This window comes from Rhizorhabdus sp. (assembly GCF_018006725.1).
Classification (GTDB): domain Bacteria; phylum Pseudomonadota; class Alphaproteobacteria; order Sphingomonadales; family Sphingomonadaceae; genus Rhizorhabdus.
In genome coordinates this window covers 1-12,235 of record NZ_JAGMXV010000151.1, presented here as the reverse complement: position 1 = coordinate 12,235, position 12,235 = coordinate 1, and the positions used below count along the sequence as shown (strand labels likewise).

The window sequence follows — 12,235 nt, the reverse complement described above, 5'->3', positions numbered from 1 at the left end:
GCGGCACGATGATCGCCCAGGCCGCGCAGGCCATGGAGTTCGGCGCGACCAGAGAGGACATCGCTTACACCTGCCACGCGCATCCGACCCATTCGGAAGCGCTGAAGGAAGCCGCGATGGCCGTGACGGGCAAGCCGATCCACATCTGACGGGCATTTTCCCGGACGAGAAAAGGGCCATCCGGCGATATGCCGGATGGCCCTTTTCGTTGGTGATGGTCGGTGGAGCGGACTCCGTCCGCGTCCGGATCAGATCGGCGAAACGCCGAGAAACTTCAGGATGCCGAGCACGAGCAGCAGCAGCGCGATCGCGGCGATGATGCCGCCGATGTTCATGCTGCTCTTCTCGACCACGACGCGTTCGTCGCTACGCACTTCCGCCATGAGGTCCTCCTTGCCTTGGTGGCGGTGTAACGACGTCGAGGCGATGCGCGTTCCTTTCGTTACGCGATCAGAACCAGGCGCGCAGTCCAAGCACGGCGCGTGTTCCCCGGCGTGACTCTCCCGATGCGATTGCAAGCCGGCCGGTCTCGCCGAAGCGACGTTCATGGACGAGGCCGACATAAGGTGCGAAACGGCGGCTGAACTCGTAGCGTAGTCGCACCCCGGCTTCGGCGCTGCCAAGCCCGCTGCCGACGCCAGTCCTCTTGTCATCGGAGAAGGCGAAATCGAGTCCGACGCGGGGCTGGAGGATCAGCCGCTGGGTGAGGCGCTGATCGTAATAAGCCTCGATCCGTGCCGACAGATCGCCCTTGTTCGACAGGAAGATATTGGCGTCGACCTCGAACCAATAGGGAGCGAGGCCCTCGACGCCGATCACGGCGTAGCTGCGGCCGGGACGCGGGCGGATGTCCTGCCGGACGCCGAGTTGAAAGTTCCAATAAGCGTCAAGCGCATGGCTCCACAGCGCCTGGACTTCTGCCTGACCAAGTGTGCCGCTGCCTTCACCCTCGCTCTTGAGCGCGAGCCGGTCGATGTCGCCCCCGATCCATGCCTCTCCGTTCCAGGCATAGCTGTCGGCTCCCTTGCCGGGACGGGCCTCGGCAATATCGATCATCAACTGGTTGACGGTCATGCCGCCATGCTCGCGGAGAAGCGCGGCTCGCGCGACAGCCATTGTCGCGGCGGGAAAGAAGCGGTCCGCCGCGCGGTCGGTGGGTGGCTGTGGGGCAGGAGCGTTGCCGATCGCACTGACGGCTGGCGGCTGTCCATGGCCCGCATGCGGATCGCTTGCCGGCATGGCGTGTCCGGCGTGGGGATCGTCCATCGCTGCACCATGGCCGGCATGTGGGTTGCCCGCCTGCATCTGGTGTCCGGCGTGCGGGTCGGTCGTCGGCATGGTATGACCTGCGTGCGGATCGACCATCGCCGCGTTGTGGCCTGCATGCGGATCGTCGGCAGGCATCTGGTGCCCGGCATGCGGATCGGTTGCAGACATGCTGTGTCCCGCATGCGGATCGGGCGCCATGCTGTTCTGGGCATGGGCGGCGGTGCTTGCCAGAAGCAGACCCGCCAGGATCAGGCGCTTCATGCTGCGCGCACCGTGACGATTTCGAACATGCCGGCGTGCATGTGATAGAGCATGTGGCAGTGGAAGGCCCAGTCGCCCTCGGCGTCGGCGGTGAGGTCGAAGGTCACCTTGCCCCCCGGCGCGACGTTCACCGTATGCTTGCGCGGTGCATGGTCGCCATGGCCGGTCACCAGCTCGAAATAATGGCCGTGCAGATGGATCGGATGGTTCATCATCGTGTCGTTGACCAGCGTGACGCGAACGCGCTCGCCCTTGGTGAAGGGGATGGGGGCCTTGATGTCGCTCATCTTCACCCCGTCGAACGACCACATATAGCGTTCCATATTACCGGTCAGATGCAGCTCCAGACTGCGCGATGGCGTGCGCGTGTCGGGATTGCGATCGGCCGCGACGAGGTCGCGATAGACGAGCACGCGATGCGCGACATCTTCCAGGCCCTGCGGCGGTTCGCCCGTCCGGTCGACTGGCATGGGCGAGATCGTCTGAACGCCCGGCCCCATCTGCACCTGCGGGGCATTGGCGCCGTTGCGCATGCTCATGTCCATGTCATGCGCGCCATGGTCCATGCCGCCCATATCCATACCCATGTCGCGCATCGTCACGATCGGGCGGCGGCGCAGGGGCGGGACGGGAGCGACCATGCCTGTGCGTGGCGCAAGCGTCGCACGGGCCATGCCGGACCGGTCGATCGCTTCGCCGACCAGCGTGTAAGCGATGTCGGCCGGGCGGACGATGACGTCGTAGGTTTCGGCCACAGCGATCTGGAATTCGTCAACCGTCACCGGGCGGACCGGAAGACCGTCCGCCCCGACGATTTCGAGCGGCAGGCCGGGAATGCGGACATTGAAATTGGTCATTGCCGAAGCGTTGATCACGCGCAGGCGCACCCGTTCGCCCGGTTGGAACACGGCAGTCCAGTTATCGGCCGGCCCATGGCCGTTCACGAGATAGGTATAGATATTCCCGGTCGCGTCCGAGACGTCGGTCGGATCCATCCGCATTGCGGCCCATTCGAGCCGGTCCTTGAGCGGTTGATCCTTGCCCGCGATCAGGCCGCCCAGCGTCTGGCGCTGCCGGTTGAAGCCGCCCGGATCGACCTTCAGCCGTCGGAATATCTCATGCGGGTGCAGTCGGGCATGGTCCGACAACAGGATGACATGGTCGCGATCATGGTCGGGCGCTGCGCCGTCGGCGGGGTCGACGACCAGCGGACCATAATGGCCCATCTGCTCCTGCAGGTTGCTGTGGCTGTGATACCAGTAGGTGCCGTTCTGCAGCACCGGAAACTCGTAGACGAAGGTCTCGCCGGGCCTGATTCCCGGAAAGCTGATTCCCGGAACGCCATCCATTTGGAAGGGCAGGAGAATGCCATGCCAGTGGATCGAGCTGTCCTCGTGCAGCCGGTTGGTGACCGATATGCGCGCGGTCTGCCCTTCGCGCAGGCGGATCAGTGGGCCAGGGGCTGTGCCGTTCACGCCGATCGCGTGCGTGGTGCGCCCCTCGACGGTCATCGTCAGATGATCGATGGTGAGCGCGATATCGGGGCCGTGAAGAACCGCCTGCCCCGGTGAGGAAGGACCGGCGGCCCAGGCCGGGAGCCATTGCGAGAAAGCGGCGACCGAACCGGTCAGGGCGGCATCCCGCAGGAAGCGGCGTCGGGTCTTTGCGATCATTCGGACTATTTAGCGATGATCGCCGGAAGGCCAAGCTCCCCCTTTGGGAAAGAGAGAGCCGAAGCCCCCCAAGTGGCATAATCGCTACTGGACCACGATGCTGGTGAAATAGACGTTGTCGATGCCGCCGAACCCGGTGCGCTGCTTGAGGACCAAGTTGATGGCGTCCTTCAACTCCTTCTGCAGCTTCAGCTTGCCCTCGGGCGTGCCGATCGAGAAGCTGTCCTGCTGCGACAACACCATCAGGATCGCCGAGCGGATCGGCATGTCATTGTCCTTCAGATTGTCGAGCACCTTCTGGTCATAGAAGGTGGCGGCGCCGAGGCCGATCTGGGTGAAGCCGTCCGAATCGCGCAGATTGGCGGTGAAGGGCTGTTCGAAGGCATAATAGGACGCCTTGTACTTGGTCGGATCGGGCGATTTGTCGGTCTCGAGACCCACCGGCAGCGTCTGCTTTTCCGCCCCATGGCCATCGTCCGCTCCGTCTTTCTTGACGAGCTTGGGCGCGTTGGGGTCTTCGGGATGCTCTTCCTCCGCCTTGTGCTTGCCCCCGACCAGGCCGGAACCAGCGGCATAGAGGCCGGCACCCACACCGATACCGGCGAACAGCAGGGCGATGACGAGCATCACGAGGATGCCCTTCATCTTGCCCTTCTTCTTGGGGGCGGGGGCGTCAGGCGCGGGAGCGGCGGCGGCACTGCTCATCGGTCAAATCCCATCGATCATGCGTAAAGGTCGCGGTCGTCACGCTCCGTCGAATCGACGGCATCGTCACGTCCGGCGGACTGATTAGGCGAAAAAGGTTTATTATCTTCTGACGGCTGGCGCGATTGACCCTGCTGGCCTTGCTGCGCCTGGGCGCCGGTCGAACCGGTGCCGCCGCCGCTCTGCTGATTGTTCAGGTCGACGTGCGACTCTGCGACGCGCAGCCCCTGCGCCCGTACCTCGGCGATGAGACGCGGCTGGGCATCGGCGATGATCTGCCGCGCCTGATCGGTGTCGGTGCTCATGCGGATGGCGGTGCCGGCGGCGCTATTTACGATCTCCACGGTAAGCGCACCCAGATGTTCCGGATTGAGCTGGAACTTCAGATGACCCTGATGGTCAGCGGCGCGGCTGATGTCGCGCGCGAGGCGATCGAGCCACTGGGTGTCGCGCGCAAGATCCAGATGGCGGTCGATCGTTTGCTGCTGCACGTTGTTGCCGTCGGCGATGCCGGCATCGCCGACCTGCATTCCGGCGTCAGCCGCCGTCGAAAGCGTGGCCGCCGCAGGCGTCGGCGCGGTCGCTACCGCCGGCTGGGGATCGCCGACGTTGACGGGCGGCAGTTCCGGCGCTTCCGGCAGCGTCTCGGCGACGACTGAAGCATCGGCAGCGTCGAGACCCGAAATCTGGTCATCGTCGGACATGACGGGCGTGCCGACCTCGTCCGGAGAAGGCTGCTTGTCGGAGAGGACAGGCGCCACTACCTGCGCGACGGGCTTCTTCGCGCTGTTGGGCAGCGGACCCGTCGACGCCGCGATGGCTTTGCCGTCGATCGATGGGGGGACTGCGGTTTCGCTCGCGCTCTCCTTGCCGTCGTCGGTGGTGAGGACGGGCGAGCGCAGGATCGTGGGTGTCGCGGCTGCGACCTTGCCCGCCGTCACGCTGGCCGCATGGAGCGGATCGATCGCGATAGGGGTGGTCGCGCCATCGCTCTTGAGTGGTGCAACCGCCTGCGCCGTGCCCGCCGGAGCGAAAGCCTGTCGCAGCGAATCGATCAGACTGGCGATGTGGGTCAGTTCGGGAGTGGCCTGTCGCGGTTCCCCGGTCGTGGTCGCGGGCGCAGTCGTTCCGCTGACGATCGGCGAGATATTCTCGCTCGCGTTCGCGGTGGGAGCGGTGACGCCCGGCTCGCCGACTGTGGGTGCTTGCGCCTGCGCATTCTGGCCCATGGACGACGTCAAGGCCGAGGCGAAGGCTGGTACGGGCGTGGCGGTCGCGACTGCAGGATTGCTGTCAGAGACGGGTGTCTGCGACTGCAGGCTCGTGCCCATCGTCGACACGGCCGGACCGGTCGGCAGCGCCTGTTCGTCGCTGGTGCCATCGGTGACGGGCGTCGGGGCGGACGGTATCGCTATGACGGGCACGATCGGCTGGCCATTGCCGAGCTGGGCAGCGGCTGCGACCATGGCTTCGATGTCGGCCAAAAGGGTTTCGGGCTTGTCGCCGCTTTCGGTGTCGGCGGTGGCATCCGCGTCGGTCGAGGTTGCAGCATCCTCGGAGGACGCCACGGGGGCATCGACCGGCAGCTTGCCATCGGGCTGGGCCTGCTCGCCGTCGGGCGTGCTTTTCTGATCCGACTGGCGCGAGACGAGCTTGGCGAAGTTCTGCGCCGACTCCGGCGCGGATCCGGCAGCGGGGGCAGCTCCGTTGGGCTGGGGCGCAACGCTCCCCGTCAGGGCAAGCGCGGCATTGGAAAGCGCGGCTACCGCCATGTCAGTTGTCCTTCTGCTCGGATGATCGGTTGGAACGGGGCCGGAAGGACGCGGCAAGGCGCGCCTCGGTCCACTCGGCAAGAGCCTGTGCGGCCCGCTGGTCTAGTTTCGCTGCGCTCTCCTGGCGCTGCCGGGCCTCGAGACGCTCGGCGCCCTTGGCCTCGACCTGCGCCTTGGCCGAGACGATGGCGTCGGCAAGGCCGTTGCGTGCGGTATCGAGCCGCTGTGCGAGCTGGCCGCGATTCTGGAGCACTGCACCGCTGGTCATGCCGGCCGGGACCGACAGGCTGTCGCGCAGCATGGCGAGCTTCGCCTGATTGTTTTGCAGCGTATCGAGCTGCGCTTCTGCCTGCGCGGCAGCCGAAGCGGCCAGCAGATGCTGGACGCTCCGGACCCGCGTGATGCGGGCGCGCCTGGCGACGACCGATTTCATCCGCCGAACGCCTCGAGCAGGGCTTGTGCCGACTGCTCATAGTCGACGCGCTCTTTCTGACCCTGGCTGATGAAGCCGAGGATGTCGTCGTGGCGCGCAATCGCGATATCGACGATCGGATCGCTGCCCTGGCGATAGGCGCCCATCAGGATCAGGTCGCGATTCTCCTCATAGACCGCCCAGAGCCGGCGGAAGATCTGCGAGGCGCGAAGATGCTCGGGCGAGACGATGTCGCTCATCACGCGGCTCAGCGACTTGCCGATGTCGATCGCCGGGAACACGCCCTGTTCGGCGAGGCCGCGCGACAGAATGATATGGCCGTCGACGATCGCGCGGGCGGTGTCGACGATCGGATCGTCGGTGTCGTCGCCATCGGCGAGCACGGTGTAGAGCGCGGTGATCGAACCGCCCGAATGGACGTCGACGCCGGCGCGTTCGATGAGGCGCGGGATCAGGCCGAGGGCCGACGGGGGATAGCCTTTCATCGTCGGCGGCTCGCCCAGCGACAGTCCGATCTCGCGCTGCGCATGGGCGACGCGGGTGAGACTGTCGATCAACAGCAGGACGCGCTTGCCCTGTGCCCGGAAATATTCGGCGATGGCGGTGGCCCGCATCGCGGCGCGCAGGCGCAGGACCGGCGGATGATCGGCGGGAACCGCGACCACCACGCTTTTCTGACGCACCGGTCCGGCGAGTTTGGTGGCAAGGAAGTCGGACACTTCGCGGCTGCGTTCGCCGACCAGGCCGACGACGATGACGTCCGCATCGGCACCCGCGATCATCTGGCCCATCAGCACCGACTTGCCGACGCCCGATCCGGCGGCGATGGCGATGCGCTGGCCGACGCCGGCGGTGAGCATTGCGTTGATAGCACGAACGCCCATGTCGAACGGCTCGGTGACGCGGGCGCGGTCGAGCGGATTGCCCCGGCGGCCTGCAAGCGGCCAGCGCTCGGCGGTCGCGATCGGGCCGAGTCCGTCGATCGGATTGCCCAGCGCGTCCATCACGCGGCCGAGCAGCGTCTCGCCGACGTCGACCGATCCGCCGCGCCGGTCGGGCTCGACCCGCGCCCCGGCGCTGTGCGGGGCATCGGCATCAAGCGCCATCAGGAGGGTGCGATTGCCACGGAAGCCGACCACCTCGGCAAGGGCGGCGTGCCCATCGGCGTCGATGACGCGGGCGTTCGAGCCGACCGGCATCGGAAAGCCTGTCGCCTCGAGCATCAGGCCATCATAGGAGGCGAGCCGGCCGATGCGTCGCGGTCCGCCCTGGTCAGGCTCGATCCCGTCGAGCATGGTCCGGGCGAGCAGGGACAGGCTCATCGCGGCAGCCCCATGGTATCGAGCTGCGCGCGCAGGCGCGCCAGGCGCACCTGCGGCCCATCCTCGATCCAGCCTTCGCCGGTTTCGAGGACGATCGTGCCCGAGGCGAGATGATGGTCGGGCGCGAGCGGAAGACCGAGATCGACGCCGTCGAGCATCGCGATGTCATCCGGGTGGAGGCGCAGGCGCGCCGGGCCGCATTCGGCCGTCACGAGTTCGGCGATCGCGATGGCGCGCTGCTCGAGCAGTGCCGGATCGATCTTCACCTCGCCGACGATTTGCCGGACCATGCGGGTGACGGTTTCGGCGAGGACGGCGGCGAGCGGCCCCTGCGATTCTGGCTGGAGCGCTTCGGCGGCACGGACGAGCTGGGCGAGAGCCTCACGCTCGCGAGCAAATTCCAGGATGGTCGCCTGACGCCCTTGCTCGAAACCCGCTGCGAAGGCCTCCGCCTGAACGGCTTCGACGTCGACCTGCGCTGCCCCTTCGGCATCGGGCGCGGGGCTTGTCGCGCGCGGGGCGAAGTCGCTGGCACGACGGCGCGGGGGTGAACCGCCCCAGGGAGTGAATTGCGTGCTGGACGCCGGGCGCGCCCATGCCTCGACGCGCGTAGCGGCTTCGCCGATATCCTGCGTCCAGATCTCAGACAAAGTCGTCGCCCTTTCCGCCCAGGCTGATCGTGCCCTCGGCTGCCAGCTTGCGCGCTATGGCGAGCATCGCCTTCTGCGCTTCCTGCACGTCGGCAAGCCGCATCGGGCCGCGATCGGCGATTTCGTCCTGTACCGACTGGGCGGCACGGCTGGACATGCAGCCGAAGATCTTGCCGCGCAGCTTTTCGTCGGCGCCCTTGAGCGAGACGACGAGAATGTCGTTGTCGACTGCGCGCAGCAGGGTGCCGAGGTCCTTCTCGGACAGCGCCATCAGATTGTCGAAGATGAACATCTCTTCCTCGACGTTGCGGGCGACCGACTTGTCGAGCTTCTGGAGAGCTTTGATGATCCGCTGTTCGGCCGCCTTGCGCGACGAGTTGACGATCTTCGCCGCCTCACCGGCGCCACCGCGCCGGGTGATCGCGCCATTGCTCTGGCCGGCGACGGGGCGGTTGAGCAGCTCGTCGAGTTCGACCAGCGCGGCTTCGGTAACCGGTCCCATGGTCGCGACGCGATAGACGAGGCCAGCCTGCATGTCCTCGGGCAGCAGAGCAAGGACGTCCGCTGCGCGCTGCGCATCTAGGAAGGCCAGTACGATCGCGGCGATCTGCGGATGTTCGAACTCGATCAGATTGGCGATCTGGCGTGCGTCCATCCACTTCAGATTTTCGAGGGCCGTGGTGTGCTGAACGGGCGTGATGCGCTGCAGGACCTGGTCGGCCTTCTCCTGGCCGAGGGCCTTGTGCATGATCCCCTTGATCTGGCGCTCCACGCCGAAGCCCAGCGTCGTGCGGGCCTTGGCGCGGTCGACGAACACGTCGAAGACGCCGTCGATCGCTTCTTCGGAGACGTTGGCGACGTTGAACATCGCTCCGCCCAGATGCTGAACCTCTTCGGGATCGAGACGGGCGAGCACGGTTGCGGCCTCTTCTTCGCCGAGCAGCATCATCAGGATCGCGGCCGCCTGGCTGCCGCCGGGAAGCGGGTTGGCGTCGTCGGTGTCGATCGGGGTTTCGTCAGCCATGGGTCATTCGGCCTTGGGCATGTCGGCGCGGATCAGGTCGCGGACGACCAGAGCGGCCCGGTCCGGGTCCTGCCGGACGAAGTTGCGGATCAGTTCGGCGCGATTGGCATAGCCGGGCGTCGCCTCGATCATGTCGAGCGTCACGGGCTTGTTCGGATCCTGCAGCGCCTGCTGGGCAAGGGCGGTCGCAATCTCGGCCCGGATGGCGGGATTGGTATTGTCGGGGATGCGAGCCGAAGGGTCTGCCATGGCCATGGCCATCGTCTGCTTCTCTTCGGTCAGCGCCGCACGGCGCTTGAGGAGCGGCTTGGCGACCCCGAAGACGAGCAGAGCGACGATCAGCAGGGCGGACAGGTTGCGGGCGAGGGTGGACACCCAGGGCGCCTCCCACCAGTTCGGCTTGACCTCGGCTTCCTCGGCCATCGCAAAGCTGCGGGCGGACAGGGCGACCACGTCGCCGCGATTGGCGTCGGCACCAACCGCACCGCGCACCAGAGTCTCGATCGATGCCAGTTCTGCGCGGCTGAACTTGCGGCTACCTTCGCGCAGCGCCACGGCGACCGACAGGCGCTTGACCGTACCGATCGGGGCACGGGTGACGGATACTTCGCGGCCGAGCTCATAGGTGCGGTTGTAATTTTCGGAGGTCTTGGCCGCATTGGCTGCTGCCGTCGTGTCGGCTGCAGGCGGAACGGGCAGGGTCTGGTTCGGCGCAGCGGCAACCTGGCTGGCGGCCGGCGCCTGGTTGGACAGCGCACCGGGGATGCCACCGGCCTCGGCGGGCTTGTCGCCGGTCCAGCTGCCTTGCTCCTGACGAACCACGGCGGTGTCCTTGGGATAGCTTTCCCGCGTCGCCTGGGTCTCGGTGAAATCGACGTCGGCGTGCACCTCGGCAGTGAAGTTGCCGGCGCCCACGATCGGCGTCAGGATCTTGTTGAGCGCTTCGAGATAGCGCTGTTCCATCTTGGTCTGGATCTCGACCTGGCGGGTCGACGCCTGGCTCAGCGGATCATTGCCCGAGCTGGACAGCAGCCGGCCGGCCTGATCGACGACCGACACGCCGTCGGGAGACAGGTCCGGAACCGAGGAGGCGACCAGGTGCACGACCGCCTGGACCTGCGAGTCCGACAGGGTGCGACCGGCACGAAGGCGCAACATGACCGATGCCTGCGGCTTGCTTTCGTCGCGCAGGAAGACGGTCGGCTGTCCGGCGGCGATGTGGACCTTGGCGGTGTCGACGGCGTCGATCGCCTCGATGGTACGGGCCAGATCCATCTCGCGGGCGGAGCGAAGCTTCTCGCCTTCGACGGCGCGGCTGGCGCCGAGCGGCAGCGACGAAATCATCGCATCGCCGTCGGGAGCCGCCTTGGGCAGGCCTTGCTGGGCCAGCAGCATCTTCGCCTGATAGAAGGCCGTCTCCGGAACCGTGATGGCACCGGTGTCGCGGTTGATTTCATAGGGAATGTTGGCGGCCTTGAGCGCGTCCGCAACGGCGGCCTTGTCGCCGTCGCTCATGCCTGAGAACAGGTCGCGCTGCGGAGCGCCCGACATCGTTGCCCACAGCAGCGCGGCCGCGCCGAGCAGTCCGATCAGGCCCATCATCGGCAGGCTGCGCTGGATCGCAGGCTGTGCCGCGAAGTCGCGGATGCGTTCGAGCATGGCCGAGGTGCCGACCGATGCCGGGGCGGTGGTGGCGAGGGCCGAAGCGGCCGGGGCGGTGGGGACGATTTCTGCCATGGATTATACCGGCATGCTCATGATGTCCTTATAGGCGGACAGGAGTTTGTTGCGGACTTGCAGCGTGGCCTGGAAGCCGACGCTCGACTGTTCGCGCTGAAGCATGACCGCCGCGATGTCGGTGGTCTCACCACGCTCGTAGCTTTCGGTCGCCGCGCTCGCCTTGGCCTGAAGGCTGTTGACCTCGGTCAGGGCGCCGCGCAGCGTCGAGGCGAAGCTGCCTTCCGGTGCGCTGGTGGCGCTGCCGACCTGCTGGACACCGGCCAGCGGCGTCTGTGCTGGAGCGGCGGCGGCTTTCTGCAGCGCGCTGTTCTGCTGGAGGATCGCCTGCCGCATCGCGAGGATGTTGCTGGTATTGATCGTGGTCATTCAGACCTCCTCAGGCGGCCGCGCGCATATCGGCGAGCCGATAGCGAAGCGTGCGTTCGGAGATGCCGAGCCGCTGGGCAGCGCGCAGGCGGTGCCCGCCGGTGGCCGCCAGCGCCTCCTCGATTGCGCGCGCCTGGCTTTGGCGGCGCGCTTCGGCGAGGCTGAGCGCGGATTCTTCCGGCGCGGCCGGCGACGAGCCTTCGGCCGCCGGCAGGCCAGGAGCGCGATCGATGATCAGGTCCGGCGTGTCGATGCGGCTGCCCTCGCGCATCAGCATCGCGCGCTGGAGGACATTTTCGAGTTCGCGGACATTGCCAGGCCAGTCATGCGCCATCAGGCGATCGAGCGCGGCAGCGGTCGGCCAGGGCAGATCCTCATGCTGTCCGGCGTGGCGCAGCAGCAGCGCGGCAGCGATTGCACGGATGTCCTGGCGACGCTCGGCGAGCGGCTTGAGCGCGAGCGGCATGACGTTCAGGCGCCAGTAGAGGTCTGCACGGAACCGACCGGCCTCGACTTCGGCTGCCAGATCGCGGTTGCCCGCAGCGATGATGCGAACGTCGACGGGGACAGGCGTGGTGGCGCCGACGGGAAGGACTTCGCGTTCCTGCAGGGCACGGAGCAGCTTGGGCTGGAGCGCCAGCGGCAGTTCGGCGACTTCGTCGAGCAGCAGCGTGCCGCCGTCGGCCGCGCGAAACAGGCCTTCGCTCGACATATTTGCGCCGGTGAAGGCGCCCTTCTGGTGGCCGAACAGCATCGCTTCCAGCATGGTTTCCGGCAGCGCGGCGCAATTGACCGCCACGAACGGGCGCTCGGCGCGGCCCGAGGCGGCGTGGATGAAGCGGGCGACCCCTTCCTTGCCGGTGCCGGTCTGGCCGAGCAGGAGGACGCTCGCCTCGCTGCGTGCGATACGCGCGGCGAGCTGGAGGAACTTCGCACTGTCGGGCTCGCCGCAGGCCGGCATGACGGCCGGGCGGATCAGCTCGGCGATCAGCGCGTGACCGAAGGCCATATCCTCGAAAC

General features: G+C 66.9%; 12 protein-coding genes and 1 pseudogene. 1 reads left to right on the top strand and 12 read right to left on the bottom strand.

Annotated features, from left to right (window positions below):
• Nucleotides 1–149 (top strand): annotated as a pseudogene (locus KAY22_RS18370) (dihydrolipoyl dehydrogenase); the annotation flags it as partial.
• Nucleotides 150–248: 99 nt separating this feature from the next.
• Here the strand turns inward: KAY22_RS18370 and KAY22_RS18365 are convergent.
• From KAY22_RS18365 to KAY22_RS18310, 12 genes are all read right to left on the bottom strand, one after another.
• A complete protein-coding gene (locus tag KAY22_RS18365) occupies nt 249–383 on the bottom strand; it encodes a hypothetical protein (protein ID WP_296624739.1) in 135 nt (44 codons plus the stop codon).
• Between the two features lie 67 nt (nt 384–450).
• A complete protein-coding gene (locus KAY22_RS18360) occupies nt 451–1,530 on the bottom strand; it encodes a copper resistance protein B (protein WP_296624738.1) in 1,080 nt (359 codons plus the stop codon).
• On the bottom strand, nt 1,527–3,203 hold the full coding sequence (locus KAY22_RS18355; RefSeq protein WP_296624737.1) for a copper resistance system multicopper oxidase: 1,677 nt from the start codon (nt 3,201–3,203) through the stop codon (nt 1,527–1,529). The genes KAY22_RS18360 and KAY22_RS18355 overlap by 4 nt, the downstream gene beginning before the upstream one ends.
• Nucleotides 3,204–3,287: 84 nt before the next feature.
• On the bottom strand, nt 3,288–3,908 hold the full coding sequence (locus KAY22_RS18350; RefSeq protein WP_296624736.1) for a flagellar basal body-associated FliL family protein: 621 nt from the start codon (nt 3,906–3,908) through the stop codon (nt 3,288–3,290).
• Nucleotides 3,909–3,925: 17 nt separating this feature from the next.
• The gene (locus KAY22_RS18345) at nt 3,926–5,680 is read right to left on the bottom strand and encodes a flagellar hook-length control protein FliK (RefSeq protein ID WP_296624735.1); all 1,755 of its coding nucleotides are present in this window, start codon (nt 5,678–5,680) and stop codon (nt 3,926–3,928) included.
• 1 nt (nt 5,681) lies between these two features.
• Entirely contained in the window at nt 5,682–6,113 is a 432-nt protein-coding gene (locus KAY22_RS18340) for a flagellar FliJ family protein (RefSeq protein WP_296624734.1), read from the bottom strand.
• Nucleotides 6,110–7,435, bottom strand: coding sequence for a FliI/YscN family ATPase (locus tag KAY22_RS18335; protein WP_296624733.1), 1,326 nt, complete (start codon nt 7,433–7,435; stop codon nt 6,110–6,112). The genes KAY22_RS18340 and KAY22_RS18335 overlap by 4 nt, the downstream gene beginning before the upstream one ends.
• On the bottom strand, nt 7,432–8,085 hold the full coding sequence (locus tag KAY22_RS18330) for a FliH/SctL family protein (RefSeq protein WP_296624732.1): 654 nt from the start codon (nt 8,083–8,085) through the stop codon (nt 7,432–7,434). The genes KAY22_RS18335 and KAY22_RS18330 overlap by 4 nt, the downstream gene beginning before the upstream one ends.
• Nucleotides 8,078–9,109 (bottom strand): flagellar motor switch protein FliG, encoded by a 1,032-nt coding sequence (fliG, locus tag KAY22_RS18325; RefSeq protein ID WP_296624731.1) that lies wholly within the window; start codon nt 9,107–9,109, stop codon nt 8,078–8,080. Before fliG ends, KAY22_RS18330 begins: the two co-directional genes overlap by 8 nt.
• Nucleotides 9,110–9,112: 3 nt before the next feature.
• A complete protein-coding gene (gene fliF, locus KAY22_RS18320) occupies nt 9,113–10,846 on the bottom strand; it encodes a flagellar basal-body MS-ring/collar protein FliF (protein ID WP_296624730.1) in 1,734 nt (577 codons plus the stop codon).
• 3 nt (nt 10,847–10,849) lie between these two features.
• Complete coding sequence (fliE, locus tag KAY22_RS18315; protein WP_296624729.1) at nt 10,850–11,215, bottom strand: flagellar hook-basal body complex protein FliE; 366 nt, start codon at nt 11,213–11,215, stop codon at nt 10,850–10,852.
• 10 nt (nt 11,216–11,225) lie between these two features.
• Nucleotides 11,226–12,235: sigma 54-interacting transcriptional regulator (locus tag KAY22_RS18310; RefSeq protein ID WP_296624728.1), on the bottom strand; the 1,010-nt coding region annotated here is incomplete at its 5' end.

What these genes read in the sequence shown, in the direction of transcription:
- KAY22_RS18360 (WP_296624738.1), bottom strand. Translation starts at nt 1,530, where the DNA reads ATGAAGCGCCTGATCCTGGCGGGTCTGCTTCTGGCAAGCACCGCCGCC.
- fliE (WP_296624729.1), bottom strand. Translation starts at nt 11,215, where the DNA reads ATGACCACGATCAATACCAGCAACATCCTCGCGATGCGGCAGGCGATC.
- KAY22_RS18345 (WP_296624735.1), bottom strand. Translation starts at nt 5,680, where the DNA reads ATGGCGGTAGCCGCGCTTTCCAATGCCGCGCTTGCCCTGACGGGGAGC.
- fliG (WP_296624731.1), bottom strand. Translation starts at nt 9,109, where the DNA reads ATGGCTGACGAAACCCCGATCGACACCGACGACGCCAACCCGCTTCCC.
- KAY22_RS18350 (WP_296624736.1), bottom strand. Translation starts at nt 3,908, where the DNA reads ATGAGCAGTGCCGCCGCCGCTCCCGCGCCTGACGCCCCCGCCCCCAAG.
- KAY22_RS18365 (WP_296624739.1), bottom strand. Translation starts at nt 383, where the DNA reads ATGGCGGAAGTGCGTAGCGACGAACGCGTCGTGGTCGAGAAGAGCAGC.
- KAY22_RS18355 (WP_296624737.1), bottom strand. Translation starts at nt 3,203, where the DNA reads ATGATCGCAAAGACCCGACGCCGCTTCCTGCGGGATGCCGCCCTGACC.
- KAY22_RS18340 (WP_296624734.1), bottom strand. Translation starts at nt 6,113, where the DNA reads ATGAAATCGGTCGTCGCCAGGCGCGCCCGCATCACGCGGGTCCGGAGC.
- fliF (WP_296624730.1), bottom strand. Translation starts at nt 10,846, where the DNA reads ATGGCAGAAATCGTCCCCACCGCCCCGGCCGCTTCGGCCCTCGCCACC.
- KAY22_RS18335 (WP_296624733.1), bottom strand. Translation starts at nt 7,435, where the DNA reads ATGAGCCTGTCCCTGCTCGCCCGGACCATGCTCGACGGGATCGAGCCT.